At 64.9% G+C, this 23,531-nt stretch carries 21 protein-coding genes and 2 pseudogenes; 12 read left to right on the top strand and 11 right to left on the bottom strand.

The annotated features are described in order from the left end of the window. Positions 1-134 precede the first annotated feature (134 nt). Entirely contained in the window at positions 135-1,277 is a 1,143-nt protein-coding gene (locus M1B35_RS30520; RefSeq protein ID WP_123333796.1) for a pectate lyase family protein, read from the top strand. A 155-nt stretch (positions 1,278-1,432) separates the two neighbouring features. On the opposite strand, the gene gspF is transcribed toward M1B35_RS30520, so the two are convergent. The 7 genes and pseudogenes from gspF to gspG all read right to left on the bottom strand — a co-directional run bounded on the left by gspF (position 1,433) and on the right by gspG (position 9,680). Continuing rightward, on the bottom strand, positions 1,433-2,644 hold the full coding sequence (gene gspF, locus M1B35_RS30515; protein ID WP_123333798.1) for a type II secretion system inner membrane protein GspF: 1,212 nt from the start codon (positions 2,642-2,644) through the stop codon (positions 1,433-1,435). Beyond that, positions 2,644-4,062, bottom strand: a complete 1,419-nt coding sequence (gene gspE / locus M1B35_RS30510) for a type II secretion system ATPase GspE (protein ID WP_123333800.1) — start codon at positions 4,060-4,062, stop codon at positions 2,644-2,646. Before gspE ends, gspF begins: the two co-directional genes overlap by 1 nt. Before the next feature lie 85 nt (positions 4,063-4,147). Further along, positions 4,148-6,520: a type II secretion system secretin GspD gene (gene gspD, locus M1B35_RS30505; protein ID WP_268263913.1), complete on the bottom strand. Its 2,373-nt coding sequence runs from the start codon at positions 6,518-6,520 to the stop codon at positions 4,148-4,150. Next, a complete protein-coding gene (gspM, locus tag M1B35_RS30500; RefSeq protein ID WP_268263912.1) occupies positions 6,517-7,071 on the bottom strand; it encodes a type II secretion system protein GspM in 555 nt (184 codons plus the stop codon). The genes gspD and gspM overlap by 4 nt, the downstream gene beginning before the upstream one ends. Continuing rightward, positions 7,064-8,241 (bottom strand): annotated as a pseudogene (gene gspL / locus M1B35_RS30495) (type II secretion system protein GspL). Before gspL ends, gspM begins: the two are co-directional and overlap by 8 nt. Continuing rightward, complete coding sequence (gene gspK / locus M1B35_RS30490) at positions 8,238-9,221, bottom strand: type II secretion system minor pseudopilin GspK (RefSeq protein WP_123333808.1); 984 nt, start codon at positions 9,219-9,221, stop codon at positions 8,238-8,240. The pseudogene gspL and the gene gspK overlap by 4 nt, the downstream one beginning before the upstream one ends. 9 nt (positions 9,222-9,230) lie before the next feature. Continuing rightward, entirely contained in the window at positions 9,231-9,680 is a 450-nt protein-coding gene (gene gspG / locus M1B35_RS30485; RefSeq protein WP_123333809.1) for a type II secretion system major pseudopilin GspG, read from the bottom strand. Positions 9,681-9,828: 148 nt separating this feature from the next. On the opposite strand from gspG, the gene gspI reads away from it, so the two are divergent. Further along, positions 9,829-10,215 carry a type II secretion system minor pseudopilin GspI gene (gene gspI / locus M1B35_RS30480; protein ID WP_123333811.1) on the top strand — a complete coding sequence of 129 codons (387 nt, stop codon included), beginning with the start codon at positions 9,829-9,831 and terminating at the stop codon, positions 10,213-10,215. 6 nt (positions 10,216-10,221) lie between these two features. On the opposite strand, the gene M1B35_RS30475 is transcribed toward gspI, so the two are convergent. Continuing rightward, entirely contained in the window at positions 10,222-10,653 is a 432-nt protein-coding gene (locus M1B35_RS30475) for a general secretion pathway protein GspC (RefSeq protein WP_123333813.1), read from the bottom strand. A 117-nt stretch (positions 10,654-10,770) separates the two neighbouring features. On the opposite strand from M1B35_RS30475, the pseudogene gspH reads away from it, so the two are divergent. Further along, positions 10,771-11,231, top strand: a pseudogene (gene gspH, locus M1B35_RS30465) (type II secretion system minor pseudopilin GspH). Continuing rightward, positions 11,228-11,839 carry a prepilin-type N-terminal cleavage/methylation domain-containing protein gene (locus tag M1B35_RS30460; protein WP_123333817.1) on the top strand — a complete coding sequence of 204 codons (612 nt, stop codon included), beginning with the start codon at positions 11,228-11,230 and terminating at the stop codon, positions 11,837-11,839. The pseudogene gspH and the gene M1B35_RS30460 overlap by 4 nt, the downstream one beginning before the upstream one ends. A gap of 39 nt (positions 11,840-11,878) precedes the next feature. On the opposite strand, the gene M1B35_RS30455 is transcribed toward M1B35_RS30460, so the two are convergent. Genes M1B35_RS30455 through M1B35_RS30445 form a run of 3 tightly spaced genes read right to left on the bottom strand, consistent with a single transcriptional unit; the run spans position 11,879 to position 15,139 of the window. Then, positions 11,879-13,354 carry an FGGY family carbohydrate kinase gene (locus tag M1B35_RS30455; protein ID WP_268263911.1) on the bottom strand — a complete coding sequence of 492 codons (1,476 nt, stop codon included), beginning with the start codon at positions 13,352-13,354 and terminating at the stop codon, positions 11,879-11,881. A gap of 26 nt (positions 13,355-13,380) precedes the next feature. After that, positions 13,381-14,313: a transketolase family protein gene (locus tag M1B35_RS30450; RefSeq protein WP_268263910.1), complete on the bottom strand. Its 933-nt coding sequence runs from the start codon at positions 14,311-14,313 to the stop codon at positions 13,381-13,383. After that, positions 14,303-15,139 carry a transketolase gene (locus M1B35_RS30445; RefSeq protein ID WP_268263909.1) on the bottom strand — a complete coding sequence of 279 codons (837 nt, stop codon included), beginning with the start codon at positions 15,137-15,139 and terminating at the stop codon, positions 14,303-14,305. The genes M1B35_RS30450 and M1B35_RS30445 overlap by 11 nt, the downstream gene beginning before the upstream one ends. 363 nt (positions 15,140-15,502) lie before the next feature. Between M1B35_RS30445 and M1B35_RS30440 the strand changes: the two genes are divergently transcribed. The 8 genes from M1B35_RS30440 (at position 15,503) to M1B35_RS30405 (ending at position 23,158) form a co-directional block, all read left to right on the top strand. Next, a complete protein-coding gene (locus M1B35_RS30440; protein ID WP_123333822.1) occupies positions 15,503-16,507 on the top strand; it encodes an ABC transporter permease in 1,005 nt (334 codons plus the stop codon). Between the two features lie 63 nt (positions 16,508-16,570). Then, positions 16,571-17,503: a sugar ABC transporter substrate-binding protein gene (locus tag M1B35_RS30435; protein WP_123333824.1), complete on the top strand. Its 933-nt coding sequence runs from the start codon at positions 16,571-16,573 to the stop codon at positions 17,501-17,503. Between the two features lie 15 nt (positions 17,504-17,518). Beyond that, positions 17,519-19,042, top strand: a complete 1,524-nt coding sequence (locus tag M1B35_RS30430) for a sugar ABC transporter ATP-binding protein (RefSeq protein ID WP_268263908.1) — start codon at positions 17,519-17,521, stop codon at positions 19,040-19,042. Positions 19,043-19,206: 164 nt separating this feature from the next. Beyond that, on the top strand, positions 19,207-19,971 hold the full coding sequence (locus M1B35_RS30425) for an SDR family oxidoreductase (RefSeq protein ID WP_123333828.1): 765 nt from the start codon (positions 19,207-19,209) through the stop codon (positions 19,969-19,971). 32 nt (positions 19,972-20,003) lie between these two features. After that, positions 20,004-20,804, top strand: a complete 801-nt coding sequence (locus M1B35_RS30420; protein ID WP_268263907.1) for an SDR family oxidoreductase — start codon at positions 20,004-20,006, stop codon at positions 20,802-20,804. Between the two features lie 81 nt (positions 20,805-20,885). Then, the gene (locus M1B35_RS30415; protein WP_268263906.1) at positions 20,886-21,839 is read left to right on the top strand and encodes a sugar-binding transcriptional regulator; all 954 of its coding nucleotides are present in this window, start codon (positions 20,886-20,888) and stop codon (positions 21,837-21,839) included. Positions 21,840-21,878: 39 nt separating this feature from the next. After that, positions 21,879-22,802, top strand: coding sequence for a transaldolase (gene tal / locus M1B35_RS30410; protein WP_268263905.1), 924 nt, complete (start codon positions 21,879-21,881; stop codon positions 22,800-22,802). Between the two features lie 38 nt (positions 22,803-22,840). Beyond that, on the top strand, positions 22,841-23,158 hold the full coding sequence (locus M1B35_RS30405) for a DUF6966 domain-containing protein (RefSeq protein ID WP_268263904.1): 318 nt from the start codon (positions 22,841-22,843) through the stop codon (positions 23,156-23,158). Positions 23,159-23,531: the final 373 nt, after the last annotated feature.

Raw genomic sequence — 23,531 nt, 5'->3', positions numbered from 1 at the left:
TTCTTACTACGAGAATGGATATTCTCCCCTGCAGCGGGCGCCCAACTCGCTTCAGTGGAGAAGGAACGTCCGCTTATGGAAACGCAGTATCTGCTGCGTGACCGACTCAATTTAATCTAAGGATCAGATTAATTATGGTGAAGTCTTCAAAGACCGCGTCTTGCAAAATCGCCGGTGGCCTTCTCGGTTCACTCCTGCTTGCCAGCGTCCCTGCACATGCCGCCGATATCTGGCTGGATGTAGCAACCACAGGCTGGGCCACGCAGAACGGCGGCACCAAAGGCGGCTCCCGCGCCGCGGCTAACAACATCTACACCGTTAAAAACGCCGCTGAACTGAAAACCGCCCTGGCGGCTTCGGTAGGCACCAACGGCCGCATCATCAAGATCACCGGGATCATCGACGTCAGTGAAGGCAAGGCCTACACCAACACCGCGGACATGAAAAAACGCGGCCGTCTGGACATCCCCGGCAAGACCACCATCGTGGGCACCAGCAGCACTGCAGAGATCCGCGAGGGTTTCTTCTATGCCAAGGAAAACGACGTGATCATCCGTAACCTGACCATCGAGAACCCGTGGGATCCGGAGCCTATCTGGGATGCCAACGACGGCAGCGCCGGTAACTGGAACTCGGAATACGACGGCCTGACCATCGAAGGCGCCAACAACGTGTGGGTCGACCATGTCACCTTCACCGACGGCCGCCGCACCGATGATCAGAACGGCACCGCCAACGGGCGTCCGAAGCAGCATCACGACGGTGCCCTGGACGTGAAGAACGGCGCCAACTACGTGACCATTTCGTACACGGCGTTCAAGTCCCACGAGAAGAACAACCTGATCGGCTCCAGCGACAGCCGGACCACCGATGATGGCAAGCTCAAGGTCACCATCCATAACAGCTTGTTTGAAAACATCTCCGCCCGTGCGCCGCGCGTACGTTTCGGCCAGGTGCACCTGTACAACAACTACCACGTGGGCAGCACCAGCCATAAGGTCTACCCGTTCTCCTACGCCCACGGCGTGGGCAAGAGCTCGAAGATCTTCTCCGAGAAAAACGCGTTCGAGATCAGCGGCATCAGCGGCTGTGACAAGATCGCCGGCGATTACGGTGGCAGCGTTTATCTTGACAGCGGTTCGACCCTCAACGGCACTGCGTTGAGCTGCAAGTGGAGCACCAGCATCGGCTGGACCCCGCCTTACAGCTACAACCCATTGGCAGCCGACAAAGTCGCTGCTGACGTCAAGGCCAAGGCCGGCGCCGGCAAGATCTGATCTAGCCGCGTAACACCGTAAAAACCAAAGCCCTCGGAAACGAGGGCTTTGTCGTTGTAGGAGCCGGCTTGCCGGCGATGGCGTTCTCGAAATCGCTATCGCTGGCAAGCCAGCTCCTACACAGGGAGGGGTTTGGCGGAGCGTCCGTGAAAGATCTAGGTCACCAGTTGGTTGATTTCGATGATCGGCAACAGCACGGCCATGACGATCACCAGCACCACTCCCCCCATGACCACGATCATCAGGGGTTCGAGCAAGGCGGTCATGCCCATGGCGCGGCGTTCGATGTCGCGGGACAGGGTCAGCGCGGCACGTTCAAGCATCGGCGGCAAGGAGCCGGTCTTTTCGCCGCTGGCAATCAGGTGAATCAGCAACGGCGGGAACACTTTCTCCACCCGTAACGCCGCCGCCAGGTTAGCGCCTTCGCGGACCTTGGCCGTGGCATCGCTGACGCTCTGGCTCAGACGGTCGTTGGACAGGGTCTGGCGCGCCGCTTCCAGGGCCCGCAACAGCGGCACCCCGGCCCCGCCGAGGATGGCCAGGGTCGAAGCGAAACGTGCGGTGTTCAGGCCAAGGACGAAACGCCCGATCAAGGGCAGGCGCAACACCCGGCTGTGCCAGCGCAAGCGCGCCTGGGGGTTGCGCAGGTAAAGGCGCCAGCCCCACAACCCGGTGACCAGCCCGGCAAAACACAGCGCGCCCCAGGCCCGGACAAAGTCACTGGCATTGAGCATGGCCAGGGTCAGCCCAGGCAGGTCCTGGCGCGCCTGGGAAAAGGCACTGACCACCTGGGGCACCACGTAACTGAGGAGGAAGATCACGATGCCGATCGACACCAGCCCGACCACCCCGGGGTAGATAAAAGCGGTCAGGATCTTGCCCCGCAGGTTGTTGCGTTCTTCGATGTAGTCCGCCAGGCGCTCCATAACCTGCGCCAGGTCACCGGACTCTTCACCGGCGGCAATCAGCGCCCGGTAGATTTCCGGAAAGTCCCGGGGCCGTGCCGCCAGGGCATCGGCCAGGCGCAAGCCACTGCGTACATCGGCGCGCACCGCGCTCAGGGTCTGGGCAATGTGTTTGCGCTCGGCCTGCTCCACCGTGGCACTCAAAGCCGCTTCCAGCGGCAGGCTGGCTCCCAGCAGACTGGCCAACTGGCGAGTGGCCCAGGCCAGGTCATTGTCCGAGAGCCTGGGGCTGAACAGGCCTCCCGCACCACTGGCGCCCTGATTGCTGTCCAGTTGCACCTGCAAGGCGGTCAAGCCGCGGCTGCGCAGGTTGGCGAAGGCCGCCCGCTGGCTCTCGGCCTCAAGGTGGCCGGACTCGACCTTGCCCTGGGCATTGGCAGCTTCGTAGCGATAGCGATTCATCAGGCGTCCCGTGTCACACGGAGGATTTCTTCCGGCGCGGTGGCACCGCTGCGCACCCAGCGCTCGCCGTCCTCACGCATGCTCAACATCCCCACCTTGCGCGCCGCCGCTCGCAGCGCCTGCTCGTCAGCGCCCTGGTGGATCAGGCTGCGAATATCATCGTCGATGCAGAACAATTCATGGATCCCGGTGCGCCCGCTGTAACCGGTCTGGTTACACGCCGTGCAGCCCACCGGGCGCCAGGTGCCGGGCACTGCCGCGTCTTCCTGTTTGCAGTGCGGGCACAGGCGCCGCACCAGGCGCTGGGCCAGCACGCCGAGCATGGACGAGGCCAGGAGAAACGGCTCCACGCCCATATCGATCAAGCGGTTGACCGCTGACACCGCGTCGTTGGTGTGCAGCGTCGCCAGCACCAGGTGCCCGGTCAGGGACGCTTGCACAGCGATCTGCGCCGTCTCCAGGTCACGGATTTCACCGATCATGATGATGTCCGGGTCCTGACGCAGGATGGCGCGCAAGGCCAGGGCAAAGGTCATGTCGATCTTGGCGTTCACCTGGATCTGGCTGATGCCCGGCAAGTCGTATTCCACCGGGTCTTCGACGGTGAGGATATTGCTGGTGCTGGCATCGAGGCGTGCCAGGGCCGCATACAGACTGGTGGTCTTGCCGCTGCCGGTGGGCCCGGTGACCAGGACAATGCCGTGGGGCTGGCGGATCAGCCCATCGAGCCGGGCCAGCACTTGGGCGTCCATGCCCAGGGTCTCCAATTGCAAACGCCCGGCCTGTTTGTCGAGCAGGCGCATCACCACCCGTTCGCCATGGCCGGTGGGCACCGTCGACACCCGGATATCAATGGGCCGCCCGGCCACCCGCAGGGCAATGCGACCGTCCTGGGGCAGGCGTTTTTCCGCAATGTCCAACTGGGCCATGATCTTGATCCGCGACACCAGGGCCGCGTGCAACGCCTTGCGCGGCGACACCACGTCACGCAGGGTGCCATCGACCCGGTAGCGCACCACCGAATGGCTTTCATAGGGTTCGATATGAATATCGCTGGCCTCGTCCCGCGCCGCCTGGGTCAGCAAGGCGTTGATCATGCGGATCACCGGCGCGCCGTCCTGGGTGTCCAGCAGGTCGGTGATCTCCGGGATGTCTTGCATCAACCGGTCGAGGTCGACCTCGTTCTCGGCCGCGCCCACCACGGCGGCGGCACTGCCGGTGTCGGCGTAGGCGCTGTTGAGCAACCCTTCGAGCTGCTCCTCGCGGATCGACTCCAGGCGCGTCGGGCCGAACTGGCGCCGCACCTCGTTGATCGCCCAGCCCGGTGTCGACGGGCACACCAACAACAGCGTGCCCTGTTCGTCACTGCGCAACAGCACACGCTGGGCCTTGGCCCAGGCGTAAGGCAACTGGGTCACGGATGCACCTCTGGGATGAAGGGAAGTGGAAAGGGCGGCGGCCCCTCGATGTCGCCGTCAGCACAACGCCGGATCCCTAGGCCGTTCATTGCACCGGCACCGCGCGAATCGTCGCTCGCAACCCCGGTACGGGCGCCGGTGCCGAAGCCGCCCCAGGAATCGCCTTCTCCACCGATGGCAATTGCGGCGCCTGCATATCCGGCATGGCCCAACTGCGCTCGGGCTGCAACTGCCCCTGGGACCGCCGCATGAAGTCATAGCGATTGAGGGTAATGGCGCGCCCTGCCCCACTGTCACGAATGATGTAAGGCCGCAAAAACACCATCAGGTTGGTCTTGGTGATCTGCCGCTTCTCATTGCGAAACAGCGCGCCGATCCCGGGAATGCTCGACAGCCACGGCACCGCATCATTGCTCTGGCTGTAACCGTCCTGCAGCAAGCCGCCAAGCACCATGATCTGGCCGTCATCGAGCAAAATACTGGTGTCGATCGCCCGTTTGTTGGTCACCGTGCCGGCGTCCACCGAGGCCCGCACATCCACGCTGCTGACTTCCTGGTAGATGTCCAGCTTGACCGTGCCGCCCTCGGAAATCTGCGGCCGCACATTGAGTTTGAGCCCCACCTCTTCGCGCTGCACCGTCTGGAACGGGTTGTTGCTGGTGCCGCCCCCGCCCGTGACATAACTGCCGGTGACAAAGGGAATGGTCTGCCCGACAAAAATGCTCGCGGCCTCGTTGTCCAGGGTCAGCAGGTTCGGGGTCGACAACACATTGGTTCCGCCCTTGCTCTTCAAGGCCCGGGCCAGGACCTTGAGGTCCAGCACTTCACCGACGCCCGGGATGGTCACGGTGCCCTTGACCACACCAAGGTTCAGGCCCTGGGGCAACACATCGATCGCGGTGCTGCTGGCCGGGGTACTGACCAGGCCGCTGCCCCCCAGGTTGACGCCGCCGAAGCCGCCGCTGCCACCCAGGTTGCCGGCCTGCCATTGCACGCCGAACTCACTGGCATCGTCTTCGCCGACCTCGACGATCAGGCTCTCGATGACCACCTGGGCCCGGCGCTGGTCCAGTTGATCGATGACTTCGCGCAGGTTGCGGTACAGCGGCTCCGGTGCGGAAATCAGCAAGGTATTGGTGGTGGCGTCGGCCTGGATCGTGACCCCGCCGGCCGTGAATGCAGTGTTCTGATTGGCCGATGCCTGGGCACTGCTGCCACTGCTGGCGCTGGCTTGCCCGTAACTGCTGCTGGCACTGCCGTCGACGCTGCCGGAGCTGCTGGAACTGGAGCTGGAACTGCTGCTCTGGCCACTGCTCTGACTGCCGCCGACGCTGCCGCCCATGCTGCTGAGCATGGCCCGGGCACCGTCGCTGGTGCCGCTGTCGCTTTCGCCGGTCAGCAGCCCGCGCAGGGCCTGGGCCAGCTTGCCGGCCTGGGCGTTGCGCAGGTAGACCACGTGCAGGTTGCTGGGGTTGCTCTGGGCGTTGTCCAGCTTGTAGATCAGGTTGCGCGCCAGCTCGGTGCGCTCCGGGCTGCCGGCGCGAATGATGATGGCGTTGGAACGCGGGTCGCCGACCAGGCTGATTTTTTGCGTCGGGTCGCTGCCCTGGGTATCCAGCAGCTCGGCCACCATACTCGCGATGTCCACAGCGATGCCGTTTTCCACGGTCACCACGTCGGTGTCGATGGCGCTGGGGGTGTCGATGCCTTCGATGATCTGCGCCACCCGTTGCAGGTTTTCCGCGTAGTCGGTGACCACGATGGTGTTGTTGCCCGGATAGGCGTTGATCGGGTTGTTGGGCGAAACGATGGGCCGCAGCACCGGAATCAGGTTCACCGCGTTTTCGTATTGCAGGCGAAAGGTCCGGGTCAGCATGCCATTGCCCCCCGGCTTGTCGGCGCTGTAGATCGGCCCGGCGAGAAGCTTGGCATCGGCTTCGGGCACCACCTGGGCGACCCCGCCCACATCCACCACGCTGAAACCTTGCATGCGCAGGGCCGCCAGCAGCATCTCGTAGGCCTGGTAGGCCGGGACCGGGCCTTCGCTGACCAGGGTCAGGTTGCCCTTGACCCGCGGGTCCACCAGGAACTGTTGCCCGGTGGCGCGGGACAAAGCGCGGATCACTGCCTGGATATCGACGTCGAGAAAATTCAATTGCACCGGCTGATCGCCCAGCGGCGAACGCGTGCCGGCGCCGCCACGCCCCGCCGTGCCTCGGGCACTGGCGGTGACCGGGTGCTGCACCCGTGGCCGCGACTCTTGGCGGTTTTGCAGGCGCTGGCGATCCACCAGGGCGTCACCGCCGCGACGGGTATCGGCCAGGGGTTGGCCCAGCTCGCTGTCCACCAGCAAGGGCGGCGTGGCGGAGGGACTGGTGCTGCACGCACCCAGTGCCAGCAACAGGATCGGCGCGGCCTTGCGACACTGACGCAGATAATTGGAACCTTGCCACTTCATGAAGCTTCCTTAGCGTTCAGCGTGTGATCCATACGAACCGTCCCGGACAGCGTGCCTGCCGAGTCCTGGGTGTCAGCGCCGGCGGCGCGTTGCAGTTGCGCCTGCACCACCCGCAGCGAAAACTGCCGGGGCCAGCCCAGCAACCAACCGACCACGGCATCGGCCGGGGCCTGGGTAAAACTCAACTGCCATGTCGCCGGGTCGGCCGCCTGCAACTGGTAATGGTCCTTGAGCCCGGCCTCGTCCAGGGTGCGACGCAGGGCCTGCTCCAAGTCCTCGCCCTGGGCCTGGCCGGCACCGCTCTGCTCCTGTAGCAGCGCGTCCAGGGCCTGGGCTTGGGAGCGCAACTTGGGGGTCTCGGCCTGCCAGTGATCGATGGTCTGCAAGGCCGGCTGCACCCAGAGCAAACCGACCGCCAAGCCCAGCAACAACGTCATGCTGGCGCCCAGCAAGCGCTGCTCACGCAACGACAAGCCGCGCCAGGCCACCCGGGCCTGTTGCAGCAGGTCGCGGCAGCGTTGTCGATACAGGGCCAGGAGCGGCTTATTCATCGTCGTCCTCCGGGCGGGTGTCCGTGTCGCTGGCCGGCGCTTCAGCCGCCAGGCGCAAGGTCCAGTTGTTCGCCTCTCGGCTGGCGTCCACTCCGGCCTGGGCCAGGGCCGCTTGCCAGGTGGCATCGGCCGGAGCGTTGGCGGCGTCGGCCAGCAGCGTCAGGTGCAACTGGCCCTGGTCGTAGTCCAGACGCTGCACATTGCCCACCATAAACGGCATGGCCGCACCGGCCTGCTGCACCAGGGCGGCAAAGGCATCCTGAGGATCAGCCTGCGCCCCGCTCTGCCGGGCTTCCAGTTGCTGACGGGCCTGCTGCAAAGGGTTGAGGATCACCGGCAGTTCCGGAAAGGCCTGCTTGACCCGTTGGCTCATGTGCGCCTTGAGTTGCTGGCCTTCGGCAGCCTCGCGGGCGGCATACAGGTTGAGGCCGAGGGTCCACACCGCCAGCGCCAGGGCGCAGCAAACCAACGCCCGCCCCCAGCCCGGCGCCGACTGCGGGGCCTGGGCAACACCGCCGTGCAGCCCCCAGGCCGCCGCGCCCCGCTCCAGCGCTGTTGCGCCGGCAAGGCCTGGTCCACCGACGGCGGCGCGCCGTCACCGATCCATGACCAGGCCAGGCCGTCGTTCAACAAGGTTTCCAGCGGCTGACCAAGCAAAGGTTGCACGGCCGCTTGCCCAAGGTTGTGACGCAGCAGCAAGTGCCCCTCCCATACACAGGCACTGACCTGGCCCGGCGGCGGCACCGGCAACACATAAGGCGCCGGGTACAGGCCACGTAGTTTCAGGCGGGCCTCGGCCAACAGGCCACCCAACGCCTGAAGGCTGGATGTGCCGAGCCAGGCCAGGTGCACCTGGCCGCTGGCCTCTCGCAGGCTGTGGGCCACGTGCATCTGCTGCGGCTGGCCGAGGATCAGTGCATCAGCGGCGCAGGCCACGGCCAACTTCAACCGCGACGCCGACAACGGCGGCAGTTCGATGCTGGCCAAAAGGCTGTCCTGGGGGTGGAGAAAGCATTCCAACGCCGGGGTTTTAGCGCCCTGGCCCAACTGCGCCAGGGTGCACTGGCCAGTGGCGCTGACCTGGCCGTTGCGGTCCAGACGAGCGTATTCACAGGCACTGTCCAGGCTCAGGCTGTGCAGCGGCGGCAAGGCCAGCAGTACCCGGCTCATACGCCCACCCGCGACCAGATGACCTGGGGCAGGCGATCTTCCGGACGGTGCAGCAACGCCTGCACGCTTACCCGGCGCCGGTCATGCCGGGCCTGGCCGCGCAGCAGGAACCAGTCGCTGCTGATACCGACATTAAGGCTGTCCACGCTCAACCCGGGAATTTGCAGACGGTTGAGAAAATCCCCACGATTGATAAACCACTGCCCGGCGTCACGCTGCGCCACCAGGGCCTTGGCTTGGGGCAACGACAGCCCGGGCACGGCCACTGTCAGCACTTCCGCGCTGGCGGTGTTGGCATTGAGCCGGGTGTTGCCCGGCAACAGGCTGAGGTACGGGGTCAGGCGGGCCAGGACGGTGTCGTCAAGCCCGTCGATACCACGCAACTCTTCCAGGCTGCGCAGCATCGGCTGGGTCGCCGGCAGCCATTGCTGGCCGCCATTGGGCGAGGTGTCGCGGCCACTGTTGAAGGTTGACGCGCTGCCCGACTGGCCAGGGGGCGTAGGCAGGCGCCGGGGATAAGACGCGATAACCCGCTGGCTGATGCGCTGGCTGATCACCGCATTGACCCCGAGCAAGGCGCACAGGCGTTCGAGGTTGCGCACCTGGCCGCCATCGACTTGCTCTTCGCTGACCAGATTGCGCAGGTTGAACTTGCCTTGCTGATCTTCCAGGCGCCCTGAAAAGCCCCCTTCTTGAGGGTTAAAGGCGGTGGTCTGGATCGGCTGGGCCCAGAGCTGGTCGAGGCGGGTCACGGCGTTCTGCTGGCGGGCCTGCCAAAGCAATTGCCGACTGGCTTCAAGCCCGCCGAGCAAGGCGCCGCTGCCCTGGACCCGGGACTGCTCGGCTTCCAGGGTACGGGTCAGCGCGGCCTGGCGCGTGAGCATGCCGCCGGCGATGACCGCGACCACGGCAGCGATCAGCAAGGCGCCAATAATCGCCATGCCACGTTGTTTCGCCATTGGCGGCGAAGCGCTGTTCACAGGCAGCCCTTAGAGCTGCCAGGACCCAATATCAGCGTTCACGCCTTCACCGTCCGGCTGCCCATCGGCACCCAGGGAGAACACATCCACTTCGCCGTTGGCGCCTGGATTGAGGTAGTGATAAGGACGGCCCCAAGGGTCGTTGGGCAAGCGCTCCAGGTAGGAGCGCCACTGGCCGTTCTGGGCGTCGGCGGGACGTTCCACCAGCACCTTGAGGCCCTGGTTGAGCTTGGGGTAGGAGCCGTGGTCAAGACGGTAAAGCTTGAGCGCCTGCATCAGGCCGGCGATGTCTTGCTTGGCGGCGGTGGCCCGAGCCTGGTCCGGGCGGTCAAGCACCTTGGGCACCACCATGACCGCGAGAATCCCGAGAATCACCACCACCACCATGATTTCGATCAGGGTGAAACCGCGCTGGCCGCGTGGGCCTTTGGGCAGGGACTTTACACAAGCGATATCCATATCGACTTCCTTGAGTGATTCGTATTCGGCGCGCAGTGTAGCAAAACTACATGGCTGGAAAAGGGAAAATAAACATCCGTTTTTGCTCGCCATCGCGCCCTGTCCCAGTGCTATTCTGCCGACCTGTTTTTGCCGCAAAGAGTCACCCATGGAGCGGTTGCGCAAGGAGCGTGGTTTTACCCTGATCGAGGTGCTGGTGGCCTTGGCAATCGTTGCCGTGGCCATGTCGGCGGCCGTGCGTGTGGCCGGCGTGATGACCCAGAGTAACGGCCTGCTGCGAGACCGCTCCCTGGCCCAGTTGGCCGCGCAGAACCGGCTGGCGGAATTGCGCCTGGAAGAGCGTTTGCGCCCCGGACGCAAAGCCTTCGATTGCGACCAGGGCCCACTCAAGTTGCGTTGCGAGCAAGCCATCAGCCCCAGCGCCGATGAACAGTTGCTGCGAGTCAGCCTGCGGGTCTGGGACCGCAGCCGCGAAGCACCGCCCCTGGCGCGCATGGACACCCTGCTCAGCCGGCCCCTGGTGCAGCGCCTGTGAAGGTCTTCAACGGCGGATCAACGACGGCAGCGCCACGCTGTCGGGCAAGGTGCCGACCTTGAGCTGCGTGCGCTGCGAACCTTGCTCGATCACCACTCCGTCCGCCTCGATGGCGACCAGGCGCACGCCCTGGGTCAGGCGCTCGCCCGGTATGACACTGCGCGGCGGGCCGTCATTGATGCTGAGCACCGCGACCGAACCATGGGCCCCGGCCATGACCCCGGACACCTTGATCGACACCGCCGCCGGCTGGCTGGAAAACCACTGCAACGACGGGTTATCGGAACGCGGTGCCGGCATCGGCGGTACTGCTGCCGGCGCGGATGACTCGGCGCGGGTCAGCAGCAGCGAGGACCAGGTGACCACACCGGCCAGGGCCACGAACAAGGCCACGGCCTGCAGCAGACGTGGGGCTGATAGACGAGTGGCGAATGCCATGGCGGGACCTCCTGATTGTCCGTGGGCGCAGTCTACAGGACAACGCGCGCCTGGCTATTTCCAGCGCGCGATTCTTCCCGGCAACGGCCTTGACCCTCGGCACAGGAGCCCGGTTTGATGCGCAACATCCGTCAGCGCGGCTTCACCCTGATCGAATTGATGGTGGTGTTGGTGATCATCGGCATCGCCAGCGCCGCAGTCAGCCTGAGCATCCGCCCCGACCCGGCGGCCGTGTTGCGCAAGGACGCCGAACGCCTGGCGCAACTGCTGCGGGTGCCCAGGCCGAGGCCCGGGCCGATGGCCGCCCGATCACCTGGCAGGCCAATGCCAAGGGGTTTGCGTTCAGCCGACACCAGGAACAGGGAACCGGCATCGAACGTTTCGACAACGACCCGCAACTGCGGCCACGGCCTTGGCAGTCAGTGCCGATGCAGGTGCGCATCACCCCTCGACAAACCCTGGTGCTCACCGCCGAATGGATCAACCCGCCGTTACGGGTGGTGCTTTCCGACGGCCAGCACCGCGTCAGCGTGGAGCGTAACGGCGCCGGCGAACTGCGCGTGGTGAACCGCCCATGAACAGTCGGCAACGCGGATTTACCCTGATCGAAGTGATGGTGGCGATTATGTTGATGGCCATTGTCAGCCTGATCGCCTGGCGTGGCCTGGACAGCGTGACCCGCGCCGACAGCCATTTGCAGGCCAGCGCCGAACAGACCGAAGCCTTGTTGCGCACCCTTAACCAGTTGGAGCGTGATGTGGCCCTGCGCGCCGGAGTCGAGTTGCGCGAACCGACCTTGAACGACAGCCCGCCAGCGGAGGCTGTCACACCGGCAGCGCTGAGCGTGCGCAGTTCCGATGCCCGGGTATTTCGCCTGGACGTGATTCGCAGCGCGGCCACCCCAGGGGATGGCTTGCAGCGGGTGCGCTGGTGGCTCCAGGGCGACACCCTGTACCGCGCGGCGGCGCCGGCCCGTGATCGTTACCCGCTGCCGGCGCCCAAGGACGCGGTGGCGGTGTTGACCCAGGTCCGTGACCTGCAGGTGCGCGTCTGGGAGCCGGACGAGGGTTGGCGACAACTGAGCGGCAACCGCAAGGACAATCCCCAGGGCCTGGAAATCATCCTGACCCGGCAGACCTCTCAGGGTGAGGAACGCTATCGCCAGGTGTTGGGGCCGCTGCCGTAGCCGCGCCCTGCCCTTTTCAGCCCCGGCGGCAGTCAGGGCTTAACACAGGGTTCGTTGCAGGGCTTTTTTCCACTCCAGGTACAGGCCGTCCAGGTTCGAGCCGGGGTTGGGTTCGAAGCGTTCACGCGGACGCTCCAGGGCTTGCAGCGCCGCATCACTGGCCCAGATGCCCAGGGCCTTGCCCGCCAGGTGCGCGGCGCCCAGGGCCGAGACTTCCGGAGACAGGCTGCGAATCACCGGGCGTTGCAGCAGGTCGGCAAGAAACTGCATCAGCCAGCGATTGCGCGTGGCGCCGCCGTCCACCCACAGCTCCTTGAGCGGGCTGCCGATGTCAGCCTGCATGGCGTCAAACACATCACGAATCTGATAACCAATGGATTCCAGCGCGGCACGCAAGATGTGCGCACCGGAGGTGCCTTCGGTCAGGCCGCAGATCAGCCCCCGGGCCTCGGCCTGCCAGTGCGGCGCGCCAAGCCCGGAAAGCGCCGGGACAAAGTACACCCCGCCATTGTCCGGCAGTTGCGCGGCGTGCTCGGTCAGTTGGTCCAGGGATTCGCCGGCCACCAGCCGTGAGGCCCACTGCACCGCTGCGCCGGTGTGCACAATATTGCCTTCCATGGCGTAGGTCGGCGCCGTGCCATCGTGCCAGGCCAGGGTGGTGGACAGCCCGTGACGGGAAGCAATCGGCCCGGCCATCGGGGTCATCAGCGACGAACCGGTGCCCAGGGTGGCCTTGACCAGCCCCGGCGCGAAACCGCCCTGACCGAACAACGCGGCATGGGAGTCGCCGATCATCGACAGCACCGGAATGCCTGCCGCCAGCCGCCCGGCTGCCACCGTGTGGGCGAACAGGCCGGCACTGGGCTGGATCGGCGCCAGGGCCTCGGCGGGGATCGAGAACAGTTCGAGCAATTGCCCGTCCCAGTCGCCGGTCTGCAAATTGAACAGTTGGGTGCGGGCGGCGTTGGAGCCGTCGGTGGCAAAGACCTCGCCGCCGCTGAGCTGCCACAACAGCCAGCTGTCCATGGTGCCAAGGCAAATTTCCCCGGCGGCAGCACGGGCGTGACCGTTGTCCAGGTGATCGAGGATCCAGCGGAACTTGCCGGCGGAAAACATCGGGTCCAGGGCTAGCCCGGTCTTGGCCAGGATCGTCGCTTCATGGCCCTGGGCATGCAGCTCCGTGCACAACGGCAGCGAGCGCCGGCATTGCCAACTGATGCAGGGCGACAGCGGCTCGCCACTGGCCCGGTCCCAGGCCACCACCGACTCGCGCTGGTTACTGATGGCCAGGGCGGTGATGGGCCGCTCCAGCCCCGCCAGGCACTCGTCAATGGCGGCCAGGGTGGCGTGCCAGATCTGCAACGGGTCCTGCTCCGAATAGCCGGGCTGCGGGTGGCTGATGCTCAGGGGCCGCGAACCGCGGGCAATCACCTGGCCGTGCTCGTTGACCAGCACCGCCTTGGCGTTGCTGGTGCCCTCATCGATCGCCAGGATCAGCGGGGAGTGTTCATTCATGGTCTGGTTACTCGACATGGACCGCCTCAGCGCAAACGTGCAGCGGCCGCCACAATCCCAGCCGCGTCGATGCAATGCAAGGCGCGGGTGGGCTCGCGGGCGCCGGCGGCGGCGTACTCACCGTCGCCGATGCCCAGGCGGATCAAGGCAATGCCCACCGCCCCTTCGGCCAGCACTTCCGCCACCAGGCTGCCCAACCCACCATTGATGTTGTGTTCCTCGACGGTAATCACCCCGCCCGTGCCGCGCAGGGCCTCAAGCAACACGTCGCGCTGCAACGGGCGGATCGACGACAGGTTGATGACCTGGGCCTGGATGCCCTGCTCGGCCAACTGCGCTGCAGCGTCCACCGCTTCGTGGACCACCGAGCCCAGGGCAACGATGGTCAGGTCCTGGCCCTGGCGCAGAATGTCCACCTGCCCGGGCACGAAACGGTAGCTGGGGTCATGCAGTTCGGGCAGGGCCTTGCCGTCGAGACGGATGTACACCGGCCCCTGGTAGCGCAAGGCGTAGTCGGCGATCTGCCGGCATTCCAGCGGGTCGGCCGGGGCAAAAATCTGCACATTGCCAAAGCCGCGCATCACCGAGATATCGTCCAGGCTGTGGTGGGTGCTGGCCAGCGGGCCGTAACTGGCGCCGGCATTGAGGCCGAACATTTTGACGTTGGCCTGGTTGTAGCAAACGTCCACTTTGATCTGCTCGTTGGCCCGGGAAATCAGGAACGGCGCAGCGTTGCAGGTGGCGGCGATCTTGCCGCCCAGGGCCAGGCCAGCGGCCACCCCCACCAGGGATTGCTCGGCAATGCCGACGTTGATCAGGCGCTCGGGAAAACGCTGCATGAAAGGCCCGATCTTGGCGGTGGACGTGGAGTCGCTGACCACCGGCACCAGGTCCAGACCCTCTTCGACGGCGGCGATGAACGCCTCCACCATGACACTGGCCAAATGTTCACTCGCCATGATTCAACTCCTCCAGTGCCGCGTTGATTTCATCACCCTTGGGCACCCGGTGGTGCCATTCGGGGCGACCTTCGATAAACGACACGCCTTTGCCCTTGATGGTGTGGGCGATCAATACCTGGGGCGAGCCCTTGTGGCTCTGCATCTGCTCCAGTGTGGCCACCAGTTGGCTGACGTCGTTGCCGTCGCACTCGCTGACCTGGAAGCCAAAGGCCGCCCATTTCACGTCCAAAGGGTCCAGGGGCATGATCTCGGCAGTCAGGCCGGCCAGCTGCAACTTGTTCTTGTCGACGATCACGAACAGGTTATCCAGGCCGTACTTGGCCGCCGCCATGGCCGCTTCCCAGTTCGAACCTTCAGCCAGCTCGCCGTCCCCGGTCAGCACATAAATGCGCCGCGCACTGCCGGACATCTTCGCCGCCAGCGCCAGGCCCACCGCCACCGGCAAACCGTGGCCCAGGGCGCCGGTGTTGAGTTCGATGCCCGGGGTTTTCTGGCGCACCGGGTGGCCCGGCAGATGGGAGTTGAAGTGCTGGTAAGTCGCCAGCCACTCCTTGGGGATATAGCCGGCCTGGGCCAGGCAGCAATACAAACCGCCGACACCATGGCCCTTGCTCTGGATGTAGATGTCGCGCTCCGGGTCTTCAGTGCGCTCAGGCCCGGTATTGAGGATGCGGAAATACAGGGTCGCGAGGATGTCGGTTTCCGACAGGTCGGCGCCGGTGTGCCCGCCCGCCGGCGACTCGGCATTCAGGGTAATCACATGGCGCCTGATCAGGCGGGCCTGTTCTTTGATCTGCTGGGCGTCGTACTGGAAGGCATTCATGCAGCGGCTCCTGTGGGGCTGACCACGCGGGGTAAAAGTGTCCAAAGCTGTCTTTTGAATATTTATTCAGCAGTGACAATATATTTCTATTTAGACGCCGTTCGCTCAGCAGGTCAAGGGAGCCCGGTGCGGAAAAATCAAAAAACCACACCGCCAGTCGCCTCGACAGGTAGCCTGAATAGCCGGCGCGAGCGTCTGGAAAGAGGCTTACAGGGAGATTCGCAACGGTGCCGAGGGGCAGCGCAGAAAATTAAACCGCTTGACTTTGCCTCGCCGGAGCCGGAATCTGAATTAACAGTCAGGCATGCATAAATATTCAAGCAGCCCGAACGAACTCCAAAAAAAATAAATCAGGAGAACAATGTGGACGCCAAAGCCTCTGTCCATCAGGCCGCTGTCAAGCCGTCCGGCCGTTCGCGGTTACTCAAACTGCTGCCCAGCAACATCGGTGGCCCGCTGATCGGCCTCGCCCTCTTGGTGCTGGTCTTCTCCTTCAGTTCCGAATTCTTCTTCTCCTTGCGCAATGGCCTGAACATCCTCGATCAGGTCACGGTGCTGGGCATCCTCGCCATCGGCATGACCGCGGTGATCGTGATCGGCGGCATCGACCTCTCGGTGGGCTCGGTGCTGGCCTTCTCGATGATGATGCTCGGCTGGCTGTACCAGGATCAGGGCTTGCCCCTAGGCCTGGCGATCCCGGTGTCGATCGCCACCGGCATGCTCGCCGGGCTGGTCTCCGGGTTGCTGATCAGCTACGCCAAGCTGCCGGCCTTTATCGCCACCCTGACCATGATGTCGGTGGCCCGGGGCCTGGCCAATATCCTCACCGAAGGCCGGCAGATTGTCGGCTACCCGGAGTGGTTCACCAGCCTGGCCACGGTGCGTCACTTCGGCTTTCTCTCGGCCACGGTCGGGCTGTTCCTGATCATGCTGGTGGCGGCCTGGGTGTTCCTGCGCTTTCGCGCCGGTGGCCGCAACCTCTATGCCATTGGCGGCAGCCCTGAAGTGGCGCGCCTGTCCGGGATCAAGGTGCGGGCCATCACCCTCTGGGTGTACGCCATCAGCGGCGCCCTGGCCGGCATTGCCGCGGTCACCATGGCCGCCCGCCTCGACTCTTCCCAACCCAGCGCCGGGCTGACCCTGGAACTGGACGCCATTGCCGCCGTAGTGATTGGCGGCGCCAGCCTCAGCGGCGGCGTCGGCAGTGTCGGCGGCACCCTGGTGGGTGTGCTGATCATTGGCGTGCTGCGCAATGGCCTGAACCTGCTCGGGGTTTCCCCCTTTATTCAACAGGTCGTGATTGGCGTGGTGATTGCCCTCGCCGTGACCATCGATACCTTGCGTCGCCGTTCCAACACTGCTCGATAAGCTGTTCCGTTGTGCGCTTGATCCTTGTTGACACCACCAAAAATAAAATCAGGAGTCACCGCCATGTTCATGACCAAAAAACTGCTGCTCGCGACGGCCTTGGCCGCTGCCACCCTCACCAGCGCCGGCTCGACCTGGGCCAAGGAGCTGACCATCGGCCTGGCCGTGGCCAACCTGCAGGCCGACTTCTTCAACCAGATCAAACAGTCGGTGGAAGCCGAGGGCAAGGCGCGCGGGGTGAAGATCATCACCGTCGATGCCCAGGGCAACTCCTCGACCCAGGTCAGCCAGATTGAAGACCTGATCACCCGGCAGATCGATGCCTTGATCTACATCCCCGCCGGGGCCACCGCCGCTGGCGTTCCGGTGAAGGCCGCCAAGGCCGCCGGGATTCCGGTGATTGCCGTGGACCGCAACGCCCCCGACGCTCCGGGCGATACCTTTATTGCCAGCGACAGCGTGGCCGGCGCCCGCACCCTGGCCGAGTACGTAGGCAAGATCACCGAAGGCAAGGGCCGCATCGCCATCCTCCAGGGCCAACTGGGCACCACCCCGGAAAACGATCGCGCCAAGGGTTTCCAGGAAGGCCTGAAAGGTTTCCCGGGCCTCAAGGTGGTGGCGGAACAACCGGCTGAGTGGGCCCAGGACAAAGGCTTTGCCGTGGCCCAGGACCTGCTGCAGCGTGACCCCAACATCACCGTGTTCTTCGGCCGCGCCGACGCCATGGCCCTGGGCGCCGCCCAGGCGGTGAAAGTCGCCAACCTGCCGCAGCCCGTGGTGGTGGTCGGTTTCGACGGTGACGTGGCCGGGCTCAAGGCCGTGGCCAGCGGCGTGCTGCAAGCGACCATGACCCAGCAGACCCAGAAAATGGGCCGCATGGCCGTGGCCTCCGCCCTGGACCTCAAGGCCGGCAAGGCCGTGCCCAAGGAACAGTTGCTGGAAACAGTGCTGACCACCAAAGACAACGTCGCGCCTTTCCTGCAACAGCACCCCTGAGCCCGGGAGTTCGGTATGCAAGCAGCTCTGGATAACCGCCAGCGCCAGGACACCACGCCGCCTGCGGTGTTGTGCCTGCGCGACATCGGCAAGTCGTACGGCACGGTGCAAGTGCTGGCGCAGATCAACGTCGACATCCGCCCCGGCGAGGTGCTGGCCCTGCTCGGCGAGAACGGCGCCGGCAAATCGACCCTGTCGTCGATCATCGCCGGCGTGGTCCAACCCGAGCCGGGCGGTGCCATGACCTGGCTCGGCGAGGCCTATGCCCCCGCCTCGCCGGGGGCCGCCCTGGGCGCTGGCATCGGCCTGATCCACCAAGAGATTCGCTTGCTGCCGCAGCTGTCGATTGCCGAAAACATCTTTGTCGGTCGCCTGCCCATGCGCCATGGCCGGGTCGACCGCGAGTACATCGAGGCCCAGGCGCAGAAGCAACTGCAGCGCCTGGGGCTGAATGTGCCAGCGTCGCGCAAGGTCGAAGGCCTGAGCGTCGCCGCACAGCAATTGGTGGAAATCGCCAAGGCCCTGACCCTCAACGCCCGGCTGCTGATCCTCGACGAACCCACCGCGGCCCTGGGTGGCGAGGAAACCGAGCTGTTGTTCCGGCAGGTCGAACGCCTGAAAGCCGAAGGCGTGTCGTTCATCTATATCAGCCACCGGCTGGAAGAGATCGCGCGGATCGCCGACCGCATTTTGGTGCTGCGCGACGGCCGGCAGATTGCCCTGCATGCCAACGCCCAGGTGCCGGTGCGCGAGCTGGTGGAGCAAATGGTCGGGCGCAGCCTGGAACGGATATTCCCGACCCTGCAAGCGCCCCAGGAACGGGTGATGCTGCAGGTCAAGGACCTGACGTGCCGAGAGTTCGCCTTGCACGGCATCGACTTCAGCGTGCGCGCTGGGGAAGTGTTCGGCATTGCCGGGGTGGTCGGTGCCGGTCGCACGGAACTGGTCCGGGTGATCGCCGGCGCCGCCCAGGACATTCATGGGCAGATGCAACTCGACGGCCAGCCCCGTCAGTTGCGCTCACCTTCGGAAGCGATCCAAGCCGGCGTGGTGCTGGTGCCCGAGGACCGCAAGCAACAAGGGGTGGTGGTCGAACACCGCATCGAAGACAACCTGGTCTACGGCAACACCGACCTGCTGCAAAGCGGCAGTTGGGTGCTGCCCAAGCGCCTGCGGGAGTTCGCCCAGACCGCGGTGTCGCGCCTGGGGGTCAAGGGCGCGCCGGAGCAACGCATCGGCGCCCTGTCGGGGGGCAACCAGCAAAAGGTCATCATCGCCAAGTGGCTGGCGCGCAACCCCAAGGTGTTCATCCTCGATGAGCCGACCCGGGGCATTGACGTCGGCGCACGGGCGGCGATCTACGAGGTGATCGCCGAACTGGCGGCCACCGGCATGGCGGTGATCGTGGTCAGTTCCGACCTCGACGAAGTGCTCGGGCTGTCCCACCGGGTCATGGTCATGAGCCGTGGCCGGCAGATGGGCATCCTCGAACGCGGCGCCGCCACCCCCGTATCGGTCATGGAAATGGCCACGGCATAACGCTGCAAAGGCGATTAACGCCTAGCTGTAGAGGCCAGCTTGCCGGCGATAAGGCCGGCAAGGCTGGCATAACGATCCACTGCACACCGTCATCGCTGGCAAGCCAGCTCCTACATAAGGGGGGGTGCGGCGGGATGGATATCACGACTGACACGGAGCAACCCATGCAACTTTTTAGTCTTCAAGGCCAGGTAGCCTTCGTCACCGGCGCCGGCAGCGGCATTGGCCAGGCCATCGCCGTGGGCCTGGCCGAAGCCGGGGCCGATGTGGCCTGCTTTGACTTGCCCAACAGCCCGGGCATCGACAGCACCGTGGCACGCATCAACGCCCTGGGCCGTCGCGGCCTGGCCCTGGCCGGCACCGTGACCGACCGTGCCGCCCTGGATGCCGCCGTGGCCCGCACCGAAGCCGAACTGGGGGCGCTCAGCGTGGCGGTGAACTGCGCCGGCATCGCCAACGCACAGGCGGCCGAAGAACTGGAACTGCAACGCTGGCAAACCACCCTGGACATCAACCTGACCGGGATCTTCCTCAGTTGCCAGGCCCAAGCCGCCGTAATGCTGCCACGGGGCAAGGGGGCCATCGTCAACATCGCCTCGATGTCCGGCAGCATCGTCAACCGCGGGCTGCTGCAGGCCCACTACAACACCTCCAAGGCCGGGGTCATCCACCTGAGCAAAAGCCTGGCCATGGAATGGGCGGACAAGGGCTTGCGGGTCAACTGCATCAGCCCCGGCTACACCGCCACGCCGATGAACTCGCGCCCCGAAGTGGCGGACCAGGTGAAGATCTTTGAACAGACCACGCCCATGGGCCGCATGGCCAGCGTGGAAGAAATGGTCGGCCCGGCGATCTTCCTGGTCAGCCAGGCCTCGTCCTTCTGCACCGGCGTCGATCTGCTGGTGGACGGTGGTTTTGTCTGCTGGTAAGCCAGCCCCTGCGAACAATTGGAGCACCCCTCATGTCCCAACGTTTTAGCGGAAAAACCGTGGTCATCACTGGTGCCTGCCGAGGCATCGGCGCCGGCATTGCCGAGCGCTTCGCCCAGGAAGGCGCCCACCTGGTGCTGGCGTCCAACGACCTGGAACGGGTGACCTTCACCGCCGACCAACTGGCGCGGGAATACGGCATCAGCAGCCTGGCCTTGGGCCTGGACGTCACCGACGAAGGCGATATCCAGCGCCTGTACCGCAGCGCCCACGAGCGTTTCGGCAGCATCGACGTGTCGGTGCAGAACGCCGGCATCATCACCATCGACCACTTCGACAGCATGCCCCGAGCCGACTTCGACAAAGTCCTGCAGGTCAACACCACCGGGGTCTGGCTCGGCTGCCGCGAGGCCGCCAAGTACATGGTCAAGCAAGGCAGCGGCCGGCTGATCAACACCTCGTCGGGCCAGGGCCGCCAGGGTTTCATCTACACCCCCCACTACGCCGCGAGCAAAATGGGTGTGATCGGCATCACCCAGAGCCTGGCCCTGGAGCTGGCGCGGCATAACATCACGGTCAACGCTTTCTGCCCCGGCATCATCGAAAGCGAAATGTGGGACTACAACGACCGGGTCTGGGGCGAGATTCTCAGTACCGAGGAAAAACGCTACGCCAAGGGCGAGCTGATGGCCGAGTGGGTGAAGAACATTCCCCTGCGCCGCGCCGGCAAGCCTTCGGACGTGGCCGGGCTGGTGGCTTTCCTGGCCTCCGATGACGCCGCCTACCTGACCGGCCAGGCGATCAATATCGACGGCGGGCTGATCATGTCGTGATTTCGGCGGCGGGCACGACCCGCCGTCGGTTTGCTATCCTCGCCGGCACGTTAGGTATTGATTTCATTTATTGGGGCCTGCATGAGCCAAATCGAAGAACAACGGCTGATCACCAAGATCGCCAGCCTCTATTACGAAGAAGGGCTCAAGCAGTCCGAGATCTCCACGCAGCTCGATTTGTCCCAGTCTTTTATCAGCCGTGCCCTACGCCGTGCCCTGCAGGAAGGCGTGGTGAAAATCACCGTAATGCGCCCCCAGGGCCTGCACCTGGAACTGGAAAATCAGTTGCAGCGCCTGTACGGCGTGCGCCGGGTGATCGTGGTCGAAGCCACCGAAACCGGCAACGAAGAAAGCATCAAGCAGGCCATCGGCTCGGCCGCCGCCCATTACCTGGAAACCAGCCTCAGCCCTCAGGACCACATTGGTATCTCGTCCTGGAGCAGCACCATCCGCGCCATGGTCGGCCATATGCACGCCCAGCCCGGCAAGCAAGGTGCCCAGGAAGTGGTGCAACTGCTGGGGGGCGTGGGCAACAAGGGCGCCTTCGAAGCCACCTTGCTGACCCAGCGCCTGGCCACCCTGCTCAACTGCCCGGCCTTCCTGCTGCCCTCGCAAAGCATCGAGCAGTCGGTGGAAAGCAAACAGCGCATCGTCGAGATGGAAGAAGTCAAGGAGGTGCTCAACCGCTTCGACAGCATTACCCTGGCGATTGTCGGCATCGGTGAGCTGGAGCCCTCGCAACTGCTGCGCAACAGCGGCAACTACTACACCGAAGACATGCTGCGCCTGCTGGCCGAGCGTGGCGCGGTGGGCGACATCTGCCTGCGCTACTTCGACGCCCAGGGGCGCCCGGTGTTGGAGGAAGACGAAGAATTCGTGGTTTCCGTGGCCCTGCCCAAGCTGCGCTCGATCAACCGGGTGCTGGCCCTGGCCGGCGGCCAGCGCAAGGTGCAGGCCATTCGCGGCGCACTCCAGGGCGGCTACCTGGACGTGCTGATCACCGACCTGGAAACCGCCCAGGCCCTGAACCAGTAGCCCCTTATCAATCACCTGCGACGTGGATAGACCCTGCCCATGACTTCCAAACTGCAACAACTCAAGCAATTCACCACCGTCGTCTGTGACACCGGCGACCTCGACGCCATCACCCGCCTGCGCCCGGTGGACGCCACCACCAACCCGTCCCTGCTGCTCAAGGCCGCGGCCATTCCTCAATACGCCGAGCTGTTGCAGCGCGCGGTGACCCACGCCAAGGGCGATGTCGGCCTGGCCTGCGACCAGTTCGCGGTGTCGGTGGGCTGCGGCATTCTTGAGGTGATTCCGGGGCGCATTTCCACTGAAGTCGATGCACGCCTGTCCTTCGATGAAGAGGCGCTGTGGGCCAAGGCCAACCAGTTGATCGGCCTCTACGACCAGGCGGGCGTCAGCCGCGAGCGGGTACTGATCAAACTGGCCTCGACCTGGGAAGGCATCCGTGCCGCCGAACGCCTGGAGCGCGCCGGCATCCAGACCAACCTGACCCTGCTGTTTTCCTTCGCCCAGGCCGTGGCCTGCGCCGATGCCGGGGTGTTCCTGATTTCGCCTTTTGTCGGCCGCATCTACGACTGGTACAAAAAAAATACCGGCCAGGACTACACCGGCGCCGAGGACCCGGGCGTGCAGTCGGTGACGCGGATCTACAACTACTACAAGGCCAACGCCATCCCCACCGTGGTCATGGGCGCCAGCTTCCGCACCCTCAGTCAGATCGAGCAACTGGCCGGCTGCGACCGCCTGACCATCAGCCCCGAACTGCTGCAAAAACTCGATGAAGACGTCGCCCCGCTGCAACGCAAACTGCTTCCCGGCCAGGCCGGCGAACCGCGCCAGCACCTGGATCAGGCGGCGTTCCGCTGGGCGTCCAACGAAGACGCCATGGCCACCGAAAAATTGGCCGAAGGCATTCGCCAGTTCGCCCGTGACCAGGAAAAACTCGAAGCCCTGCTGACGGCGCACTGAGTAACGCCGCCCCGTCCAACCCTGGAAGATGCCCCGCCATGGATGCAAAAACTGCCGAACTGATCGACGTGCTCGAACAACTGGCCCTGGTACTGGAAAGCGACGACGACACCCATTGGAGCCGCTGGATGCGCACCGCCCGGGGCCGCCTGCTGGAGGGCGATGACTCGGGCCTCGATGACCTGCGCCGCGCCTATGGCGGCATGGGTTCGATCAATGACCTGGTGCTTGGCCAGGCCTATGCAGATGGCGTGTTGTCCTGGAAAGCCGGCTATGGCGACCTCAACCAACGCTTCGTCGAACTGCGCGACCGCGCCGCCAGCCTCGCCGACGACCTCCTACGCGCCCGAGCCTAACCCCCGTTGTAGGAGCTGGCTCGCCAGCGATGGCGTCCCCAAGACCCATGCAAATCTCAAGGGCCTGATCGCCGGCAAGCCGGCTCCTACAGGATTGTGCGTCACCATCGCTCACACAGCCCCCTTGTAGGAGCTGGCTCGCCAGCGATGGCACCCCAAGACCCACGTAAATCTCAAGAGCCTCATCGCCGGCAAGCCGGCGCCCACAGGATTGTGCGTCACCGTCGCTCACACAGCCCCCTTGTAGGAGCTGGCTTGCCAGCGATAGCGCCCCCAAGACCCACACAAATCTCAAGAGCCTCATCGCCGGCAAGCCGGCGCCCACAGGATTGTGCGTCACCGTTGCTGACGCAGCCCCCTTGTAGGAGCTGGC

This window comes from Pseudomonas morbosilactucae (assembly GCF_023241665.1).
Classification (GTDB): Bacteria; Pseudomonadota; Gammaproteobacteria; order Pseudomonadales; family Pseudomonadaceae; genus Aquipseudomonas; species Aquipseudomonas morbosilactucae.
The sequence above is the reverse complement of the archived record's forward strand: the minus strand, read 5'-3'. Positions and strand labels throughout refer to the sequence as shown.